Source organism: Methylococcus sp. ANG (assembly GCF_040730495.1).
GTDB lineage: Bacteria > Pseudomonadota > Gammaproteobacteria > Methylococcales > Methylococcaceae > Methylococcus.
The window spans coordinates 642,522-663,712 of sequence record NZ_CP160399.1; the positions used below are offsets into that span (position 1 = coordinate 642,522).

General features: G+C 66.0%; 15 protein-coding genes. 14 read left to right on the forward strand and 1 reads right to left on the reverse strand.

The genetic code is table 11. The annotated features are described in order from the left end of the window. The first annotated feature begins 8 nt into the window (after positions 1-8). From ABZN20_RS03060 to ABZN20_RS03080, 5 genes are read left to right on the forward strand one after another with little or no spacing between them, the layout of a single operon-like run. Positions 9-2,138 (forward strand): GumC family protein, encoded by a 2,130-nt coding sequence (locus ABZN20_RS03060; protein WP_367026698.1) that lies wholly within the window; start codon positions 9-11, stop codon positions 2,136-2,138. After that, on the forward strand, positions 2,135-3,193 hold the full coding sequence (locus ABZN20_RS03065; protein WP_367026699.1) for a glycosyltransferase family 4 protein: 1,059 nt from the start codon (positions 2,135-2,137) through the stop codon (positions 3,191-3,193). The genes ABZN20_RS03060 and ABZN20_RS03065 overlap by 4 nt, the downstream gene beginning before the upstream one ends. Then, a complete protein-coding gene (locus ABZN20_RS03070; RefSeq protein WP_367026700.1) occupies positions 3,186-4,202 on the forward strand; it encodes a glycosyltransferase in 1,017 nt (338 codons plus the stop codon). Before ABZN20_RS03065 ends, ABZN20_RS03070 begins: the two co-directional genes overlap by 8 nt. 6 nt (positions 4,203-4,208) lie before the next feature. After that, complete coding sequence (locus ABZN20_RS03075) at positions 4,209-4,799, forward strand: acyltransferase (RefSeq protein WP_367026701.1); 591 nt, start codon at positions 4,209-4,211, stop codon at positions 4,797-4,799. Then, positions 4,799-6,181 (forward strand): O-antigen ligase family protein, encoded by a 1,383-nt coding sequence (locus ABZN20_RS03080; protein WP_367026702.1) that lies wholly within the window; start codon positions 4,799-4,801, stop codon positions 6,179-6,181. Before ABZN20_RS03075 ends, ABZN20_RS03080 begins: the two co-directional genes overlap by 1 nt. Here ABZN20_RS03080 and ABZN20_RS03085 read toward each other — a convergent pair. Continuing rightward, positions 6,176-8,995, reverse strand: coding sequence for an MFS transporter (locus ABZN20_RS03085; RefSeq protein WP_367026703.1), 2,820 nt, complete (start codon positions 8,993-8,995; stop codon positions 6,176-6,178). The two genes, ABZN20_RS03080 and ABZN20_RS03085, sit on opposite strands and share 6 nt — an antisense overlap. Before the next feature lie 125 nt (positions 8,996-9,120). On the opposite strand from ABZN20_RS03085, the gene ABZN20_RS03090 reads away from it, so the two are divergent. The 9 genes from ABZN20_RS03090 (at position 9,121) to aroA (ending at position 21,187) form a co-directional block, all read left to right on the forward strand. Beyond that, a complete protein-coding gene (locus tag ABZN20_RS03090; protein ID WP_367026704.1) occupies positions 9,121-9,849 on the forward strand; it encodes a glycosyltransferase family 25 protein in 729 nt (242 codons plus the stop codon). Continuing rightward, the gene (locus tag ABZN20_RS03095) at positions 9,846-11,699 is read left to right on the forward strand and encodes a cellulose-binding protein (protein ID WP_367026705.1); all 1,854 of its coding nucleotides are present in this window, start codon (positions 9,846-9,848) and stop codon (positions 11,697-11,699) included. The genes ABZN20_RS03090 and ABZN20_RS03095 overlap by 4 nt, the downstream gene beginning before the upstream one ends. Before the next feature lie 93 nt (positions 11,700-11,792). Further along, a complete protein-coding gene (gene gyrA, locus ABZN20_RS03100; RefSeq protein ID WP_367026706.1) occupies positions 11,793-14,375 on the forward strand; it encodes a DNA gyrase subunit A in 2,583 nt (860 codons plus the stop codon). Between the two features lie 126 nt (positions 14,376-14,501). Then, on the forward strand, positions 14,502-15,584 hold the full coding sequence (gene serC / locus ABZN20_RS03105; RefSeq protein WP_218806969.1) for a 3-phosphoserine/phosphohydroxythreonine transaminase: 1,083 nt from the start codon (positions 14,502-14,504) through the stop codon (positions 15,582-15,584). A gap of 8 nt (positions 15,585-15,592) precedes the next feature. Beyond that, on the forward strand, positions 15,593-16,771 hold the full coding sequence (locus ABZN20_RS03110) for a phosphoglycerate dehydrogenase (RefSeq protein WP_367026707.1): 1,179 nt from the start codon (positions 15,593-15,595) through the stop codon (positions 16,769-16,771). Between the two features lie 26 nt (positions 16,772-16,797). Then, positions 16,798-17,886, forward strand: coding sequence for a prephenate dehydratase (gene pheA / locus ABZN20_RS03115; protein ID WP_367026708.1), 1,089 nt, complete (start codon positions 16,798-16,800; stop codon positions 17,884-17,886). Positions 17,887-17,896: 10 nt separating this feature from the next. Continuing rightward, complete coding sequence (gene hisC / locus ABZN20_RS03120; RefSeq protein ID WP_367026709.1) at positions 17,897-19,012, forward strand: histidinol-phosphate transaminase; 1,116 nt, start codon at positions 17,897-17,899, stop codon at positions 19,010-19,012. Beyond that, complete coding sequence (locus ABZN20_RS03125) at positions 19,009-19,881, forward strand: prephenate dehydrogenase (RefSeq protein WP_367026710.1); 873 nt, start codon at positions 19,009-19,011, stop codon at positions 19,879-19,881. Before hisC ends, ABZN20_RS03125 begins: the two co-directional genes overlap by 4 nt. Then, the gene (aroA, locus tag ABZN20_RS03130; protein ID WP_367026712.1) at positions 19,874-21,187 is read left to right on the forward strand and encodes a 3-phosphoshikimate 1-carboxyvinyltransferase; all 1,314 of its coding nucleotides are present in this window, start codon (positions 19,874-19,876) and stop codon (positions 21,185-21,187) included. Before ABZN20_RS03125 ends, aroA begins: the two co-directional genes overlap by 8 nt. The last annotated feature ends 4 nt before the right edge of the window (positions 21,188-21,191 follow it).

The window sequence follows — 21,191 nt, forward strand, 5'->3', positions numbered from 1 at the left end:
CGGTCACAATGAACGCTTCCGCCTCCGAGACTACCCCGACTCCACTGCAGCCCGGCGGCACGCTGATGCCGCTGGTGAGCTTCCAGAGGCACCGCCGCATCGCGCTGATCGTCATGGCCGTGGCCGTCGTATTGGGCGCGGGATTCGCCTGGGTCAAGGGCAAGGCCGTCTATTCGGCCACCGCGGTACTGTACGTGGCGCCGCGTTTCGTGAACATCCTCAAGGAATCCAAGGAGCTGGACATCCCCGCCTATGACCAGTTCATCGAACATCAGGCATTGACGGTACCGCGCTACGACATACTGCTGGAGTCGCTGGCCAAGCTCGGCGACAAGCGCTATGTCTGGCAGAGGAAGCAGGAGTCGGACCGGCGGGCCGCGGAGCGGCTGCAGGCGGCGCTCGATGTCAAGCCGGTCAAGGACAGCTACCTCATCACCGTCACGCTGGAATCGACCACGCCGGACCATCTCGATGAACTGGTCAACATCATCGTCGATACCTATCTCGAAAAATCCCGGGAGTCGGACTCCTTTTTCGCACGCAACGTACGCCTGGCCAGCCTGCAGGAAAGGCGGACACAGATCCAGGACGAGATCAACGCGAGGCTGGCCCGCCGCACCGAGATCGCCCAGGAGCTGAGCGTGACGACGTTCAGCGAACAGATCGCAAGTCCTTACGACAAACTGCTGGTCGAAAGCCAGAACGCCCTTGCCACGGCCCAGCGCAACCGGTTGGCGAGCGAGGCCGCTTTGGCGCTGTTCGAGGACAGAAGCAGCAGGCAGGGGCAGGACGCCATCGCCGCGGCGGCCTTCGACACCATCCAGAAAGACCCTGGGCTGATCAGCCTGAAAGGCAGCCTCTACAAGCGCCGCAGCGACCTGCTGCAGCAGGCCAGCGGTCTCGATCCCAGGCATCCCTTGAAAATCCAGATCGACCGTGAACTCAAGGAAATCGACGAGGAACTCAGTCGCACGGCCGACAAGCTCACCGAGCAGGTGGCGAAAAGTCTCATCGATCAGCGCAGGTCCGACGTGAAGCGCGACCGCCAGATCGAACAGGAACTCGCCCAGCAGCTCGAATCGTTCCGCCAAAAGGCTTCCTGGTTCGCGGCACTGTACAACGAAGCCCTGAGCCTCAACGACGAAATCGAACGCAACCGGAAACAGCTCGACGTGATCGACGGGCGTATCGAATTCTTCGAGCTGGAGTCGCGGGCGCCCGGTTTCGTTCGTGTCGAAACCTATGCCCGACCGCCGGAGCTTCCGGTCAAGGGCGGCCGGAAGAAGCTTTTCGCCGTGGTACTGGTGTTGGCGATGATCCTGGGCGCCGCCACGCCGGTCGGGCTCGACATGCTGGATCAGCGTATCCGGACTACCGGGCAGGTCGCCAAGATCATCGGGCACAGGCCGGTCGCCTGGTTCGTCGAACATCACGGCAGTCCCGAACTGAAGCGGATGAGCGCAGACCAGCTGCGCCGGCTGGCCATCGCCGTAAACCGGGAGCGGGAGTCGCAGGGCAACCGGCTGGTGTTGCTGACCTCGGTCAAGCCGGAGGCCGGGGTGACGGGCCTCACCTTGGATCTGGCCTCCGAATTGGCCGTGCTCGGCGTGCGTACCGTGGTCGTGGAGGCTGATCCGCGCAAGCCGGACCCTCGCTACCGGGCCGAGCCGGCCAAGCCGGGCCTGGCCGACCTCCTGGCCGGTTCGGGCCAAGTTCCGGCGGCGGTCGTGGCAGCGGCGGACGGATTGCCGGATCGATTGGGCATGGGGATCGCGCCCAGTCGGCAGTTGTTCGCCTATCCCACGCTGCGCCGATGCCTCGACGAGCTGAAGGCGGCCTACGATCTGGTGCTGGTCGATGCGCCGCCCCTTCTGTTGTCCGCCGATACCGAATACCTCGTGGAAGTCGCGGACGTCACCCTGCTGCTGGTCGGAGCCGGCCAGGTCAAGCCGGGCGAACTGCGAAGGGCGGCGGGCATCCTGCAGAAGATCGACCCGAAGGCGGTGGGCTTCGTGGTCACCCGTCTGGAGGTCTATCGGGGCGGTGGCTATTACGCCAAACTGGCCGAGGAATTCGCACTGGCCGCCGCCGGCCACGAAAATGAGCAGGAACACACATCGAGGAGGCTGGAGGGATGAAACCGGCGTTTCTTTACGTGCTGCACAGCGGCAATCTCTATGGTACCGAACGCATGGCGCTGGCAACCCTGGATGGTTTGCGCGATCGCCTGGAACCCGTCCTGTTCGCCCCGCCCGGTCCCGCCCTGGGCGAGGCGGAGCGGCTGGAGATCCAGGCAGTGGAATTCCGCGGCGCGCGTGACTTGGCCATCAAACTGCGGCCTTGGATCGCCCGTCACCGCCGGCTCGCTTTCGCCGCCACCGGCGTCAGCCATTCGATAATATTCCTGGCCTGGAACCTGCTGTACGGGCGCCGTAACGTGCACATCCACCTCGTGCACGGCGGCACGGACGAGCGCGAAAGCTACGGGCGCAAGCGGATGTTGAACGGAAGAGGCATACGCTTCGTCGCGGTGTCCGAATTCGTCCGGGACCGCCTGCTCGCTCACGGCGTCGCCGAAGCCGGTATCGACGTCTGCGAAAATTTCCTGCCCGACCGGCAGATCGCCGATGTTCCCCGTCGGCCTGCGTTCCGCGAAGGGGTCCGCAACGTCGTCGTGGTTTCGCGCGTCGACCCGATCAAGCGGATCGACTTGCTGCTCGACTGCCTGGACCGGCATCCGGTACTTAAGGGCCTGAATTTCCGCATCTGTGGGACCGGCTGGGACCTGGAGGTACTGCGGGCGCGGGCGGAAAAGGACCATCCGAACGTGGTGTTCGAAGGTTTCAGCGACAGGATTCCGCAAATCCTGGCGGGGAGCGACCTGTTGCTGCACCTGTGCCCGTGCGAGCCATTCGGCCTCGCCATTCTGGAGGCGATGGCCGCCGGCGTTCCCGTGCTGGTGCCGGACGCCGGCGGCGCGGCGTCCTTGATCGAACCCGGTATTTCGGGATTCCAGTTCCGTGCCGGCGACGCCGGCGATCTGGGAACCGTGCTGGAAGAAGTGGCCAGCCTCCCGCCGGCAAGCCTGGACCGCATCGCCGCGGCGGCCGACGCCAGGCTGCGTGAGCGCTACTCGAGCAAGGCGGGATTGGAGCGCTATGCCAGGCTTTTCAAGGAGCTTGCGGATGACTGAACCGACGCTTTCCACGAAGCCTTTGCTTTCGGTCGTGGTCATAGGGCGGAACGAGGGCGAGCGCCTGAGCCGTTGTCTGGCGTCCGTGCGCGGCATGCGCGACCCCGGCGGTCCGGTCGAGATCATCTATGTCGATTCGGCCTCGCGGGACGACAGCGTGGCGCGTGCACGCGCGTTCGGCGCGAAAGTCGTCGAAGTGAAGCCCGAACGCCCCTCCGCCGCCCTCGGACGCAACGCCGGCTGGCGGGAAGCCAAAGCGCCGTACCTGCTCTTCCTCGACGGTGACACCGTGCTGCACCCGGATTTCGTCGCCGACTCGCTGCCCGAGTTCGACGATCCGAGAATCGCCGTGGTGTGGGGGCACCGGCGCGAGCTCCATCCCGAGCATTCGCTGTTCAACCGCGCGCTGGACCTCGACTGGGTCTATCCCCCGGGCCCCTCCGATTTCTGCGGGGGCGATGCGCTGATGCGCGCCGAGGTCGTCCGCTCCGTCGGCGGCTTCGATGCCAGCCTGATCGCCGGGGAGGAGCCGGAAATGTGCCAGCGCATACGCGCGCTGGGGTTCATCATCCTGCACGTCGACCGCCCCATGACCGGGCACGACCTGGCGATGAAAACCTGGGCGAGTTACTGGAAGCGGGCGTTCCGGGCGGGCTATGCCTATGCCGAAGTATCCGAGCGGCTCAGGAGCACCGAATTTCCGCTCTGGGTGGCCGATGCGCGGCGGAACCTGCTGCGCGGCGGTTTCCTGAGCCTGCTGCTCACCGTCGGCGCATCGGCCTCGGCGGTCGTCAAGAGCATGCTGCCTCTGGGGCTGGTGATGGCGGTCTTCCTGGCGCTGGCCCTGCGCTCGGCCTGGAAGGCCCGCTGGAAAGGGGGAGGGTTCTGGACGCTGTTGCTCTACGGCATCCACTCGCATCTCCAGCAGATCCCCATCCTGGCCGGCCAGATCGCCTGCCGGATCGACCGCCTGCGCAAACGCCGCCGTTTTCTGATCGAGTACAAGTGAGATGCCATGTCCAGAACCGCCAAACGTTTCCTGTTGGGCTTATTGACACCGGCCGCGGCGATCGCGAACCGCCTGAACTCCTGGCATCGCCTGTGGGCCCATGCGCGGCTCAAGGCGGCCCTCGGTTCGGCCCTGGACCCCTCCGTGGTGGTGTTGGGGACGCCCGAACTGCACGGCAGCAGAAACATCCGCCTGGGGCGGGATCTGTACCTCTATCCCGGTCTGTACCTGGAAACCCAGGAACGAGGCCGCATCGGGATCGGCGACGGCGTCGTGCTGTCGCGCGGGGTGCACATCGTGTCCTACGCCTCGGTCGTCCTCGAAGACGGCGTGATGGTGGGTGAGTACACCAGCATCCGGGACGCCAATCACCGCGTCGCCCAAGGCCGCTCCGTGCGGGACACCGGCCATGACGCCAAGGCGATTCGGATCGGCCGCAACGCCTGGATCGGGCGGGGCTCGGTCATCCTGCGGGGAGTCACGGTCGGAGAGGCCGCCGTGATCGGCGCCAACGCGGTCGTGACGCATGACGTGCCCGCCGGCGCGGTCGTAGCCGGGGTTCCCGCCCGCCCCATCGAGCGCGCGCGCGGCGGCTGATGCTGTCCTACATCGCGCTGCTGCCCGGCATCGCGGCCTTCCTGATCGCCACGCGGCACGACACCCAATACGCCTTTCTCCGCGTCTATCTGCCGGTGCTGCTGCTCCTGCCGGATTATTACCGCTGCATCTTCCCGGGCCTGCCGGACCCGACCTTCAACCAGGCGGCCTGCGTCGCGGTGGCGGCGAGCTTCGCGATGACCGGCTTTCCCGGCTATCGTTTCAGCCTGAACGATGTTTGGGTGTTCGGCTATGCGCTGTGCGTGTCGATTTCCGAATACCGCGCTTCCGGCTATTCCGACGCCCAGAACCTGATGTTCGCGATGCTGTTCAGCGGCGTTGTCCCTTATGTGCTGGCGAAGAGCCTGATCGAGCCGTTCGGCAACCGCCTCCTGTTCGCCAAGATCTGCGTGCTGTCGATGGCGGCCGTTTCGATCCTGAACCTGATCGAGCTTCGCCTGGGGATGAACCCATGGCGCTTCGTGTTCGACCGGTTTTTTCCCGGCCAGGGGATGGAGTGGGTCACGACCTTCCGCTTCGGTCTGGCGCGGGCGGCGGGTCCCTACGCCCATGCCCTGCTGGGCGGGATCATGATGATCGTCGCTTTCCGCTTGCAGCGCTGGCTGCAATGGTCCGGTGCCTGGCCGGACAAGTTCAGACTGCTGCCCTGGCTGCCCTACAAACCGGCGCTGTGGCTGAGTCTCATCACCGCCGGCGGCCTGTTCATTACCTTGGCGAAAGGCTCCTGGCTCGCCGCCTTCATCGGCGCCGGCCTGGTCGCCGTGGGCAGGAGCAAGTACCGCCGGGTGGCGATGGCGGCAATCCTGAGCGGGATGGTCATCGTGGGAGTTCCTGCCATCGTCGCTTTTCTCGAATACGCCTCCGTCGGCCGTGAAAACGCCAAGGACCCGAACCAGGAAACCGCCGCCTACCGGTACGAGCTGATCGAACACTACCTGGACATCGCCAATCAGCAGCCATTGTGGGGCTGGGGCCTGACCAAATGGCCGAAAGTGCCGGGGGCGGAGTCCATCGACAATCATTTCCTGCTGCTATTGCTGATGCACGGCTACCTGGCCTCGGCGTTCTTCCTGCTGTTGCTGCTCGGTACCCTGGCCCGGCTCCTGATCTACGGGCTGCGCCAGCCGCCCACCGGACCGCCGGGCAGTTCGCTGTCCTTCACGCTTGCCGGCATCTATCTCGCCTATTTCGTCGCCATAGCGACGGTATTCATGGGGCAGCAGACGATGCCCATGTTCTTCATGCTCACCGGCTGGGCGGAGAGCTACATGCAGCGGCGGAGCCGGGAATGGGGCGGGGCTGGTGAGGCCGCGCGGCGGTTCGAGGTGGCGGTGCCGTTCCGGTTCAGGCGGGTTTTATGAGGCACCAGCTCCTTCGGCTTGTCTGACCAGTAGATTGCAGAGAAAGCCGATCAGCAGCAGGCCGGACGCCATCCACAACATGGCGAACCGGGTGTGGTCCAGGGCAAGGCCGAGGCCGGTCAGCCAAGTTTCCAGCCGGGAAACCAGCGGCGGAACGGCTGCCGCCGCGACCGCCCAGGCCGTCAGCAGGCTGCCGTAGACCTGCCCGATCCGAAGCGTTCCGAATAAATCCGCCGCATAGGCTGGCAATGCCGCGAGTCCGCCACCGAAAAGGCTCACCGCGGCAGCGCAGCAAGCCACGAAAACCGGAACGTTGCCGGCCAGACCGGCGAAAGGAAGAGCCATGCAGAGCGCCGCTCCTCCCAGGAAGATCAGCGTATAGGCCGGCTTGCGGCCGAGGCGGTCGGACGCCCAGCTCCAGACCAGGCGGCCTCCGAGGTCGGCAAGCCCCAGTATTCCTGCGAGTGCCGCCGCCGTGCCGGCCGCGTCGGGCATGCCCCGCAGTATCGGCACGGCCAGGCTCGAAAGGCCGATGCCGGCGGCCGCGCTGAGGCAGAGCATCAGCCAAAGCAGGTAAAACCGCGGCTGGTGCCATTCCCGTACCGTGGCGGGATTGCCATCCGATGGCGGCACACGAATGGCGGCATAACCCGCCAGCAGCAAGGCCAGGCCCAGCAACCCCAGGGCAAACACGGTTTCCGCCGTTCCCAAGGGTTCGGGATTTCCGATGATCCTCGGGACAGCGTCCGCCAGTGGTCCGGCCAACAGTATGCCACCGCCGAAACTTGCGAGCGCCAGCCCGGCCATCAGTCCGCGGCAAGCGGGAAAGGCTCGCAGCAATGCGGGCATCGCAGCCGCATATGCGAGCCCCAAGCCAAGGCCGCCCGCTATGCCATAGCCGGAAAAAATCAGGACGGCAGCTTGGAGATGCCCGCCGAGCAGGACCGAGAGGAGACCGGCGAAGAGGAAAAGGCAGGCGGCGAGAAGCGGTGGGCGCGGTCCGGCCCGGTCGGCCCAGCGGCCGCCGAAGCCCGCCGACAGCCCCATGCCAAGCACGGTCAAACCGGACATCCACTCCCGCGCCGGCTCGACGGTGGGCATCGTGAGGTTGGCCAGGAGCCCGCCGCGCAGGGCGAGCGAATACAACAGACCGATTCCCACGAACACGCCCAATGCGGCCGCCGGGACCGGCCAGCGGCAGAAGCCGGCCCTGGCCGCGCACGATGGCGAGTCGTCTTCCAGGTGCTCACCGCGCGGCTTCCAGCCCAGCTTGGCCAGGGCACCGTAGACGACCTGCCGCTCGTCGGGCCGGGAAAGGAAGGCGAACACGAGGCCGAGGGTGACGGCGGCATAGACGACGCCGAACAACGCCAATACGCCGAGAGCCTCCCAGCGTGTGAGTTCGGCAAGTCCGGCCCAGCCGGAAACGGCTTGGTAAGCCATATAGCCAACCAGATAGGGCAGGGCGCCGATGGGGGCGACCTCCCTGAAAAACCGGAACTGGCCGATACCCAATTGGGCATTGGCGTAAACGATGACGCCCAAGCTGCTTCCAATCCGGGTCAGCATGATCATCCCGGCCAGGGAGAGCAGGCCGGTTTGACCCCGCCACATCACCCAGGCCAGCCCAATCGCCAGCAGGACGATCTGCGGCACGATGAAGGCCCAGAAGGTGCGGGCGGGCGAATTCACCGCCTGGAAATAGCTGGTGACCGGCGCCGTCAGCGCATGGACATGGAAACCGACCGCGGCGTAGAGCAGCAGGGTGCCGGCGTCGGCGATCGGGACGCTGTGGCCCATCCAGGCCGTGATGAGAACCGCCGAGAACGGCGCCATGAACCCGAGCGCCAGGCCGTTGAGCGCATTCAGGTAGCGCGAGGAACGCAGATACAGCCGCACCAGTTCCTCGCGCTCTCCGAGCGTGTGCAGGTGCGTGATCGCCGACAGCAGGCTGTTGGTCGCCGAATTGAAGAGCTGGGTGGCCATCATCGGAAATTTCTGACTGATGTCCAGCAGGCCGACGGCGCCGGGATTGTGGGTGACGTAGCCGGCCAGCGCCCGCTCGCTGGTATTCAGGAATACGCTGAGCAGGCCGTTCACCTGCATGACGCCGCCGTATTGCAGGAACGGCCGCCACGGGGCCTTTCCCAGCCCCCACAGATGGATGCGGAATCCCGGCAGCAGCCGGTGAAACCAGGTCAGGGTGAACGTCAGCGCTAACACGGCGCGCAGCACGTAGGCTGCCATCATCCCGACCAGACCCCAGCCCTGGAGCAGGAAGACGACGATCAGCACGGCCTCCAGGGTCGAGCAGACCAGCGAGATCACCGCATTTTCCGCATTGCGGTGAATGCCCCCCATGACGTAGCCATAAGGAATCAGCAGTTCCAGCAGCATCGCCCCCACCACACCCAGCACCAGGAGGCGCATCGTTTCCTGCATCCCCGGCTCGACGTGGAACCAGGCGTAGAGCCAGGGCATGGAGATCCACAACGCACCCAGGATGAGGCTCCCGAGCGCCAGCGTCAGCCAGATGCCCGCGCCCATCATGCGGCCTATCTCATCGAGCCGGCCGTGGGCGTAGTATTCGGCGGAATAGCGTATGTACACCCCGGCGATGCCGAAGGTGCTCATGCCGATGTAGCCCAGCACCAGGAAGCAGGTGGCCCAGATGCTGTAGTCCTGCAGCGAAACGTGCAGGAGGATGAACGGCGGCAGGCCGACACGGGTGACGAGGTAGATCATCTGCCCGACGACGCTGGCAATGGCATTCCTGGACAGGCGGGTATGGGCGTTGCGGTGGTCGTCGGCCATGGACTGCTGTTCCTGTGAGTCGAAGGGCGCGTTATTTTGCCACGCGCACAGGCATCCGGCTGCGGGTGCACCTGGCCGCACGACGGCTGCGGTATGATGGGCGGCATCGACCGAGGGGGGAAGCCATGCCGCTGATGGATTATTTCGACTGCTGCTACGTCATCAATCTGCCCGAACGCAGGGACCGCCGGCGTGAGATGGAGAAGGAGCTGGAACGGGCCGGCATGCCGCCGGAGTCCGGACGGGTGGAGTTCTTCCCGGCGATCCGGCCCGAATCCGCCGGGCCGTTCCCCAGTATCGGCGCGCACGGCTGCTTCATGAGCCATCTGGGCATTTTGCGTGAAGCCAGGGGCCAGGGTCTCCGCAATGTCCTGATACTCGAGGACGACCTCACCTTCGCCGCCCAGTTTCCCGCAGTCGAAGAGAAACTGCTCGGCGAATTGCGCGAAACCCGGTGGGATTTCGCGTTCTTCGGCCATGTGCTGGAGCTTCCCGAAGCCGGGCTGGACAGCGCGCATCTGGAGCCCTACGCCGGTCCCATCGTCACCGCGCACTTCTATGCGGTCAACGGCCCCGTCATCGAACGCCTCCTGGCTTTTCTCGACACCCTGTTGCAGCGCCCGCCGGGCCATCCGGACGGGGGGCCCATGCACGTGGACGGAGCGTACTCGACGTTCCGGCAGCAGAATCCCGATGTCGTTACCCTGGTGGCCGTGCCCAGCCTCGGATGGCAGCGCAGTTCGCGCAGCGACATCTATCCCAACCGGTGGTACGACCGCTGGCCTTTGGTGCGGGATCTGGTCGCCCTGGCGCGCCGTGGCAAGGTATGGTTGCGCGGCAACCACCGGGTTTGACACTTCGACGGGCGGCGGATGGCGTGTCCGGGCCGATGGGCGGACGGTGGATCGGCCGACTTTTCGCGGCAGTACTGGCCCTGGTCCTGACGGCCTGCGGTGAAGCGGATTCTCCGGCTGCGGTGCCGGACTCCGGCTTTGGCATCGGCGTGAACCTCGCGGGCCTGGCCTACTACGGCACCGAAATCCCTTTCGTCGATCTGTTCAAACTCTCGGGGCCGTGGTTTACCCAGTGCCAACCCGGGCGCGATCGGGGCTGCAGCGAGGAAGGCTGGCCTCCCGGCGCGAGCGCCTGGAACACGCTCGAGCAGGAAAAGCTGGCGCTGGATGCGGCGGGCTATCCGAAATCCTTGCCGGATCCGGCCCGAAGCGCGGCGTCCGGCAGCCGTTTCACCTCCGTCGCGACTCTGGTACCGACCGGCTTGAGTCCTTCACGACCGGCCGGGCGCTTCATCGTTCTCTACCAAGGCCAGGGCACGCTCGGCTATGCGCGGGGAGCCGTCCGCAATGCCGCTTTGTCGGCAACCGGGCAGGACGTCGTCGATGTGAGCGGCGACGGCAGCGAATCCTGGTTCGAGCTCGCCATTCTGGCGACGGACCCGGCGGGCAGCGGGGATTACATCCGGAGTATCAGCGTAGTGCCCGAAGGCGGCACGTGCGAAGGGCCGGCCCCCGCCGACTGCAAGGATTCCCGGACATGCGGGGAGCAGCGCGCCTGCCGGCCGTTCGAGGACGCGGACCAGACCCAGATCTTCGATCCGCGTTTCCTGCGCAACCTGGCGAAGTTCCGCGCCATCCGCTTCATGGCCTACCAGAACACCAACGATTCCACCGCTGCCGGCTGGGCCGATCGCACGGTTCCGGAAAGCCGGACCTGGGCGTTCGGGAACGGCGATGGCGGGCCGGCCGAGCTGATCCCGGCATTGGGCAACCTGCTCCAGGCGGACATCTGGGTGAACATGCCCACCCGCGCCGACGACGGCTACGTGCGCCAGTTCTCTGCGCTGGTGCGGCAGATGCTCGACAAAGGCCGTAAGGTCTACGTCGAATACGGCAACGAAGCCTGGAACGATGCCTTCTCCGCCGGTCGCTGGATGGAAGCGCAGGCGCTGGCGAAATGGCCGGCCGCGGGCGAGAGTGCCTACGGCAAAAGGCTGCAATGGTACGGAATGCGTACGGCGCAGGTCTGCGACATCTGGAAAGCGGTGTGGGCGGAGGAGGGGGACCAGGTCGTCTGTGTCCTGGGAAGCCAGGCAGCCAATCCCTGGACCGCGCGCCAGGCGCTGGACTGTCCCTTGTGGCGGGCCGAAAGTGGCGGCGCGCCGTGTTACCGCCATCATATCCGGGCTTTGGCCATCGCCCCCTATTTCGGCCATTACCTGGGCCTGCCTGAACATGCGGCGGCAGTGAAAGGATGGTGCGCCGATCCCGATGGGGGACTGCACCGCCTTTTCGCCGAAATCTTCCACGGCGGCGAGCTTCCCGGGGGGCCGGCCGGGGGAGCCTTGGAGGAAGCCAGGCGGCAGATGCGGGAAAACAAGCGCCTTGCCAACGAATACGGGCTGGATCTGGTGGCCTACGAAGGCGGCCAGCATCTGGTGGGGGTGGGCGAGGCCGGCGACGATCCGGCGATCACCGCCCTGTTCGTGGCCGCCAACCGGGACGACCGCATGGGCGACGCCTACCTTCGCCATCTGGAGGACTGGCGGGCGTCGGGCGGCGGACTCTACAACCTGTGGAACAGCGTCGGTCCGTATACCCGCTGGGGCAGCTGGGGCCTGCTCGAATACCGGGATCAGCCGGGCGCGCCGAAATACGACGCGGTCAAGGCTTTGATGCCTTCGGACTGAGCGCGGGGCAAGGCATAACGCTTTTGTTATAATGCTGCGATTCCACTCTGGGCCGGCGTCTTTGCCGCGCCCATTCCATACTGCTCAGGTCCGATGACAGCCTTCGCCAAAGAAATCATTCCGGTCAACCTCGAAGACGAGATGAAGCAGTCTTACCTCGATTACGCCATGAGCGTGATCGTGGGACGCGCCCTGCCGGATGCCCGCGATGGCCTCAAGCCGGTGCACCGCCGCGTGCTGTACGCCATGCACGAGCTCGGCAACGACTGGAACAAGCCCTACAAGAAGTCGGCCCGCGTGGTCGGCGACGTGATCGGTAAATACCATCCGCACGGCGACACGGCGGTGTACGACACCATCGTCCGCATGGCCCAGCCGTTTTCGCTGCGCTACATGCTGATCGACGGCCAGGGCAACTTCGGCTCGGTGGACGGCGACCCGCCGGCGGCCATGCGTTACACCGAGGTGCGCATGGCTCGCATCGCCCACGATCTGCTGGCAGACCTGGAAAAGGAAACCGTCGACTTCGTCCCCAACTATGATGATTCCGAAAGTGAGCCTTCGGTCCTGCCGACACGGGTTCCCAATCTACTGATCAACGGGTCGGCCGGCATCGCGGTCGGCATGGCGACCAATATCCCGCCGCACAACCTCAGGGAAGTCATCGACGCCTGCCTGGCGCTGATCGAGAATCCCGAGGCGACGGTGCAGGATTTGATGGCCCACGTGCCCGGCCCGGACTTTCCCACGGCGGGCATCATCAACGGCGCCGCCGGCATCCGTGAGGCCTATCTCACCGGCCGCGGCCGCATCTACCTGCGCGCCCGCTGCCAGTTCGAGGGCGAGGAGGGTGGCCGCCAGAGCATCATCGTCAACGAGCTGCCGTACCAGGTGAACAAGGCGCGGCTGCTGGAGAAGATCGCCGAACTGGTCAAGGAAGGCAAGCTCGAAGGCATCTCCGGCCTGCGCGACGAGTCCGACAAGGACGGCATGCGCATGGTGATCGAACTGCGCCGGGGCGAAGTGCCGGAAGTGGTGCTGAACAACCTCTACCAGCAGACCCAGATGCAGAGCGTGTTCGGCATCAACATGGTGGCGCTGCTGAACGGCCGTCCGCGCCTGATGAACCTGCGCGACCTGATCGCCGCCTTCATCGACCACCGCCGCGAGGTGGTGACGCGGCGCACCCTGTACGAGTTGCGTAAGGCTCGCGAGCGGGCGCATGTGTTGGAAGGTCTGGCGGTGGCGCTGGCCAACATCGACGAAGTCATCGAGCTGATCAAGACCTCGTCGAACCCCGCCGAGGCCAAGGAGCGCTTGGTCTCGCGGGCCTGGCGGCCGGGTGCGGTGACCGAGTTGCTGGAGCGGGCCGACGCCGCCGAAGCCTCCCGGCCGCGCGATCTGGACCCCAGCTACGGGCTGCGGGACGGCGCCTATCACCTGTCGCCGACCCAGGCCCAGGCCATCCTGGACCTGCGCCTCCACCGCCTCACCGGCCTGGAGCAGGACAAGATCATCGCCGAGTACCGGGCGCTGCTGGAGCAGATCGCCGATCTGCTGGACATCCTGGCCAAGGACACCCGTTTGATGCAGGTGATCCGCGACGAACTGGCCGCCATCCGCGAACAGTTCGGCGATGCCCGCCGCACCGAGATCATCGCCGACCGCCTCGACCTCTCGGCGGAGGATCTCATCACCGAGGAAGACATGGTGGTGACGGTCTCGCACGAGGGCTACGTCAAGTCCCAGCCGCTGTCGGATTACCGCGCCCAGCGCCGCGGCGGCCGCGGCAAGCAGGCCGCGGCTACCAAGGAAGAGGACTACATCGAGAAGCTGGTCGTGGCCAACACCCACGACACCATCCTGTGCTTCAGCAGCGCCGGCAAGGTGTACTGGCTCAAGGTGTACGAGCTCCCGGTCGCCAGCCGCACCGCGCGCGGCCGCCCCTTCGTCAACCTGCTGCCGCTGGAGGAAGGCGAACGCATCAACGCCATCCTGCCGATCCGCGAGTTCGACGAAGCCCATTTCATCTTCATGGCCACCGCCTCCGGCACGGTCAAGAAGGTCGCGCTCAGCGAGTTCGAGCGGCCGCGGCCCAGCGGCAAGATCGCCATCGAGCTGCGCGACGACGACCGCCTGGTCAACGTAGCGATCACCAACGGCGAACAGGACGTGATGCTGTTCAGCAGCGACGGCAAGGTGGTGTGCTTCCACGAGACCGACGTCCGTGCCATGGGCCGCACCGCCGCCGGGGTGCGCGGCATGACCCTGCAGGAGGGGCAGAAAGTCATCGCCCTGATCATCGCCAGCGAAGGCACGGTGCTCAACATCACCGAAAACGGCTACGGCAAGCGTACGCGCCTGGAGGAATTTCCCCGCCACCGGCGCGGCGGGCAGGGCGTCATCGCCATCCAGACCAGCGCCCGTAACGGCGCGGTGGTCGGCGCGGCCCTGGTCGAGGACGAGGACGAGATCATGCTGATCACCAATGCCGGTACCCTGGTGCGGACGCGGGTCGGTGAAATCTCCGTGCTGAGCCGCAATACCCAGGGCGTCACCGTCATCCGGTTGGGCGCCGGTGAAAAGGTCGTCGGCATGGATCGGATCGGCAGCCTGCCCGATGGCGAAGGGGATGAGCCGGACAATGGTTCCGAAGAACCCGCGGAAACCGAATGAATCCAGGCGGGCCATGGCTATCAATGAAATCTTTCGGGTATTCAATACCTGGACGGGAATGGCACTGAATCCCCGGCGGGGGCTTTCAAGCGATCCCGCATATCGACGAATACCGGGAGCCTAACCATGACACGCATCTACAACTTCAGCGCTGGCCCTTCGATGCTGCCGGAGGCGGTGCTGCGCCGCGCCGGGGAGGAGATTCTCGACTGGGGCGAAAGCGGCATGTCCGTGATGGAAATGAGCCATCGCGGCAAGCATTTCGGCGCCATCGCGGAAAAGACGGAAGCCGACCTGCGCGAGCTGCTCGCCATTCCGCCGGAATACAAGGTGCTGTTCCTGCAGGGCGGCGCCACCGCCCAGTTCGCCATGGTGCCGATGAACCTGCTGCATGACAGGGCCGCGGCCTGCTACGTCGATACCGGCATCTGGTCGGGAAAGGCGATCGAGGAGGCCAGCCGTTACTGCGAGGTCGTCGTTGCGGCCACCGCCAGGGCGGGCGGCTTCACGACCGTGCCGCCGCGTGGCGAATGGCGGATCGATCCCGACGCGGCTTATCTCCATTACACCGCAAACGAAACGATCAACGGGGTGGAATTCCAGGACGTCCCGGATTCGGGCGGCCTGCCCCTGGTGTGCGACATGTCCTCCAACATCCTGTCCAGGCCGGTCGACGTGGGCCGGTTCGGGCTGATCTATGCGGGCGCCCAGAAGAACATGGGACCGGCTGGCATCACCGTGGTCATCGTCCGCGAGGACCTGATCGGCAAGACGATCCCCGGTACGCCCACGGTGTTCGACTACAGGAAGCACGCGGACAACGGCTCCATGCTGAACACGCCGCCGACTTACATCTGGTACCTGCTCGGGCTGGTGCTGGAATGGCTCAAGCAGGAAGGGGGAGTGGCGGCCATGGAGGCCCGCAACATCCGCAAGGCGGAAAAGCTCTATGCCGCCATCGACGCTTCGGCGTTCTACTCCAACCCGATCGACCCCGCCTTCCGCTCGCGCATGAACGTGCCCTTCCGCCTCGCCGACGCCGGGCTGGAGAAGAGCTTCGCCGCCGAGGCCGCCGCCCGCGGGCTGGTGGCGCTCGAAGGCCACCGCTCGGTCGGCGGCTTGCGCGCCAGCATCTACAACGCCATGCCCGAGGCCGGGGTGGATGCGCTGATCGCCTTCATGGCGGACTTCGAACGCCGGCGCGGCTAGGGGGAGATATGTACAAGATACTGACATACAACAATATCTCCGTCGCCGGCCTGGAACGCTTGCCGCGCGACCGCTACGAGGTCGCTTCGGAGATCCAGCATCCGGACGCCATCCTGCTACGCTCCTTCGACCTCAATGGCGTTGCGATTCCCGAATCGGTCCGCTGTATCGGGCGGGCCGGCGCCGGCGTCAACAACATTCCGGTGGACGACTGCAGCCGGCGCGGGATACCGGTGTTCAACACCCCCGGCGCGAACGCCAATGCCGTCAAGGAGCTCGTCGTCGCAGGGATGCTGCTGGCAGCGCGGCACATCTGCGAGGCCTGGGATTTCACCCGTTCGCTCGCGGGGGACGACGCGGCCATTGCCCAGGCCGTCGAGCAGGGCAAGAAGAATTTCGCCGGCACCGAGCTGGCCGGCAAGACGTTGGGCGTGCTCGGCCTGGGAGCGGTCGGCGTCGGCGTCGCCAATGCCGCGGTGTCCCTGGGGATGAACGTGGCCGGTTTCGATCCGGCGCTCACGGTGGAGCGCGCCTGGCAGCTTTCCGCCGCCGTCTCCCGCGCCGGCGGCATCGACGATCTGATCTCACGAGCCGACTTCATCAGCCTGCACGTGCCGCTCAACGGCGAGACCCGGCACATGATCGGCGCCGCACGGCTGGAATCCGTAAAAAAAGGGGCCGTGCTGCTCAATTTCTCGCGTGCCGGCATCGTCGACGAGCCATCCGTACGCGCAGCGCTGAAAGACGGACGGCTTTCCGCTTACGTCAGCGATTTCCCCACCGCCGGCCTCATGGGACTCAAAGGCGCCATCCTGCTGCCGCATCTGGGCGCGTCGACGGCCGAGGCCGAGGACAACTGTGCGGTCATGGTCGCGGACCAGATCCGCGATTTCCTCGAAGACGGCAACATCCGCAATTCGGTCAATTATCCGACGATCGAAATGCCCCGGTGCGACGCCCATCGCATCGGCGTCGCCAACGAAAACGTCCCCAACATGGTGAGCCAGATCTCGGCGGCCTTGGGGGAGGCGAACCTGAACATTCTCGAGTTGTTGAACAAGTCGCGCGGCGAATACGCCTATACGCTCATCGACCTCAACGCCGAAGTTCCGCCGGCCGTTCTGGACAGGATCGCGAAAATCCGCGGGGTCCTGTCCGTCCACCCCCTGTCCGCCCACGAACCCTAGGCCGCAGCCTTTTTCAAGACCCAAGCATGGCGAACGATCTTTCTCTCGCGGAATTGCGCAAACGCATCGACGAACTCGACGACCGGGTGCTGGAACTTCTCAACCAGCGGGCGAGGTGTGCGCAACAGGTGGCGGAGATCAAGGTCGCGGCGGGCGAGACCGACTGCTTCTACCGTCCCGAACGGGAGGCGGAAGTGCTGCGGCGGCTGGCGGCGAACAATCCCGGCCCGCTCGGCAGGGAGGCCGTGATCCGCTTTTTCCGCGAGGTGATGTCGGAATGCCTGGCCCTCGAGAAGCCGCTGAGCGTCGCCTTCCTCGGCCCGGAAGGGACGTTCACCCAGCAGGCAGCGTACAGGCATTTCGGCCACGCCATCCAGGCCGTCCCACTGCCGGCCATCGACGAAATCTTCCGGGCGGTTGAGAGCGGCGCCTGTCATTACGGCGTGGTGCCGGTCGAGAATTCGACCGAAGGCGTCATCACCCATACCCTGGACAGCTTCGTGCGCTCCAGCCTGATCATCGCCGGGGAGGTGCAACTGCGCATCCACCACAACCTGTTGTGCAAGACGCCGAGCGCGCTGGATACGCTGACCGAGGTGTTCTCCCATCCGCAATCGCTGGCGCAATGCAGGGAATGGCTGGACCGCTTCCTCCCCGGTGCCCGCCGCACGCCGCTCGGCAGCAATGCCGAAGCCGCCCGGCGTGCGGCGGAAACCGCCGGCACGGCGGCGATCGCGGGTGAAGTGGCGGCGGAGCTCTATGGTCTGGAAATCCTGGAGCGCAATATCGAGGACGAACCCGACAACACCACGCGGTTCCTCGTCATCGGCGGCCAGCCGGTGGGGCCGACGGGACACGACAAGACCTCCCTGCTGCTGTCCACCCGCAACGACCCGGGCGCGCTCTTCCGGGTCATCGAGCCGTTCGCGCGCCTGGGGATCAGCATGACCAAAGTCGAATCGCGACCTTCGCGGCGCGGTATGTGGGACTACTTTTTCTTCATCGACGTGGAAGGGCATCAGGCCGGTCCCACCTTGGCGCAGGCCCTGGCCGAGGTACGGGAGCAGGCCAGCACGATGCGGATCCTCGGCTCCTATCCGCGCGCACTGAGCTGACATTTTCGACATGAGCATCGCTTCACTCGCCGCCCCCGGGGTCCGCGGACTCACGCCCTACCAGCCCGGCAAGCCCATCGGCGAACTGGAACGGCAGTTCGGGCTGGAACGCATCGTCAAGCTGGCCTCCAACGAGAATCCCCTGGGCGCGAGTCCCAAGGCGCTGGAGGTCGTGCGGCGGATACTCGGCGGCAGCCACCGCTATCCCGACGGCAGCGGCTTCGAACTGAAAGCCGCGCTGGCGGAAAAACTGGGCGTCGAGCCGGCGCAGATCGTCCTCGGCAACGGCTCCAACGACGTGCTCGATCTGGTGGCGCGGGTCTTCCTCGCGCCCGGACTCAACGCGGTATATTCCGAACACGCCTTCGCGGTCTATCCGATCGCGACCCAGACGGCCGGGGCGGCAGGAAAGGTCGCCCCGGCCCACGACGGCAGCCGGGGGCCGCGCTTCGGCCACGATCTGGAAGCCATGCTGGAGCGGGTCGATGCCGATACCCGCGTGGTCTTCGTCGCCAATCCGAACAATCCCACCGGGACACTGCTCGGCCGGAGCGAGTTGCATTCGTTTCTGTCGGCACTGCCCGAGCGCATCGTCGCGGTCGTGGACGAGGCTTATTTCGAGTACGCGCCGGCATCCGACTATCCGAACGCATTGGACTGGCTGGGGGAGTTTCCCACCTTGGTCGTCACCCGCACGTTCTCGAAGGCCTATGGGCTGGCGGGCCTGCGGGTCGGTTATGCGGTTGCCGGGGTGGAGGTCGCCGACCTGCTGAACCGGGCCAGACAGCCATTCAACGTCAACGCCCTGGGGCTGGCCGCCGCGGCCGCCGCCCTGGAAGATACCGAGTTCCTGGAGGCCACGGTGCGGGCGAACGGCGCCGGCCTGCGCAGGCTGGAAGCCGGTTTCCATGAGCGGAGCCTCGATTTTATCCCGTCCGCCGGCAATTTCCTCAGCTTCGACCTGGGTCGTCCCGGCGCGCCGGTCTTCGATGCGCTGCTGCGAGAAGGCGTCATCGTGCGTCCGGTGGGGAATTATGGCCTGCCGAACCATCTCCGGGTCTCGGTCGGCACCGCGGAGGAAATCGATATCTTCTTCGCCGCCCTGGACCGCGTGCTGGCCCCATGATCCGCAAGCTCTGCATCATCGGCGTCGGCCTGATCGGCGGTTCGGTGGCCCGGCGCGCCCGCGGGTTTTGCGAGGAAATCGTCGGAATCGACGCGGACCCGGAGAACCTGAGCCGGGCGGAAACCCTGGGCGTCATCGATCAAGGCTGCGCCAGTCTGGAACGAGGCGTGGCAGCGGCCGATTTCGTGCTCATCGCGACGCCCGTCCTCGCCATCGAGCCGTTGTTCCGAAGGCTGCAGCCTGTCTGGCGGCCGGATTGCGTCTACACCGATGCCGGCAGCACCAAGGGCAACGTGGTGGAAGCCGCCCGGCGCGTGTTCGGCAAGGTGCCGCCCAATTTCATCCCCGGCCATCCGATCGCCGGCGCCGAGCGCAGCGGAGCCGAGGCCGCCGACTCCGGTCTGTTCGAGGGTAAGCGCGTCATCCTGACGCCCTTGCCGGACAGCGCGCCGGATGCGCTGGCGCGAGTGAATGGGTTCTGGACGCACCTGGGCGCGAAGGTGGAGCAAATGGAGGTCGGACACCACGACGAGGTGCTGGCGGCGACCAGCCATCTGCCGCATGTGCTGGCTTTCACCCTGGCGCGGATGCTGGGCCGGAAAGACGAGCAGGCGGAAATCTTCCGCTATGCCGCCGGCGGTTTTCGCGACTTTACCCGCATAGCCTCCAGCGATCCCAGGATGTGGCTGGACATCTGCCGGGCCAACCGGGAGCCGCTGCTGGAGCTGCTGGGGGAGTTCGAGGCCGCGTTGCGCGAGGTGGCGGGCCTGATCCGGAGCGACGACGCCGAGCGCCTATACGCCTGCTTCAGCGAAGCCAAGGCCGCCCGCGAAAAATTTCTACAGTTGACGGAAAACAATCATGCATGACGAAGACGTGGTATTCACCGCCAGGCCGGGCGGGCGGATGCGGGGCGAGGTCAGGGTGCCGGGCGACAAGTCCGTCTCCCACCGGTCGGTGATGCTGGGTTCGCTCGCCGAAGGTGTGACCGAGGTGACGGGCTTCCTCGAAGCCGAAGACTGTCTGGCGACGATGGCGGCGTTCAGGGCGATGGGCGTCGAGATCGAAGGCCCGGAGGACGGCCGGTTGCGGATCCACGGCGTGGGCCTGCACGGTCTGAAGCCGCCCGCCGCGCCGCTGGATCTAGGGAATTCCGGCACGTCGATGCGCCTTTTGAGCGGACTGCTGGCCGGGCAGGCATTCGATGTGACGCTGACCGGAGACTCGTCGCTGGTACGCCGGCCGATGCGCCGGGTGACCGAACCGTTGCGGTCCATGGGCGCGCGGATCGACACCACCGAAGCCGGCACCGCGCCGCTGCGCATCACCGGCGGAGCGCGGCTGAAGGGCATCGATTACCGGATGCCGGTCGCCAGCGCGCAGGTGAAATCCTGTCTGCTGCTGGCAGGACTCTACGCCGAAGGCAGGACCTGCGTCACCGAGCCGGCGCCGACCCGCGACCACACCGAACGCATGCTGGCCGGCTTCGGCTATCCGGTGGCGCGGGACGGCAACCGCGTCTGCATCGAATCCGGCGGCAGACTGTCCGCCGCCCGCATCGACGTGCCGGCCGACATCTCGTCGGCGACGTTTTTCATGGTCGGCGCGGCGATCAGCCCCGGCTCCGATGTGCTCCTACGCCACGTCGGAATCAACCCGACGCGAACCGGCGTCATCGAGATCCTGCGGGAAATGGGCGCCGACATCGAGATTCTCGACCCTCGCGAAGTCGGCGGCGAACCGGTGGCGGACATCCGCATCCGCCACCGCGAACTGCGCGGCATCCGCATTCCCGAGCACACCGTGCCTCTGGCCATCGACGAATTCCCGGCTTTGTTCGTGGCCGCGGCCTGCGCGACGGGCGAAACGGTGCTGACCGGCGCCGAGGAACTGCGGGTCAAGGAGAGCGACCGCATCCAGGTCATGGCCGACGGGCTGACCGCACTGGGCATCGATGCCCGGCCGACCCCGGACGGCATGGTCATTCAGGGCGGCAGCCTCCGGGGCGGCGCGGTCGATTCGCGCGGCGATCACCGCATCGCCATGTCGTTTTCGATCGCGGCGCTGCGCGCTTCCGGTCCCATCGAGATTCACGACTGCGCCAATGTGGCGACTTCGTTCCCCAACTTCGTCGAACTGGCGCGGACCCTGGGTTTGGACATCGAGGTCAACTGAGCCG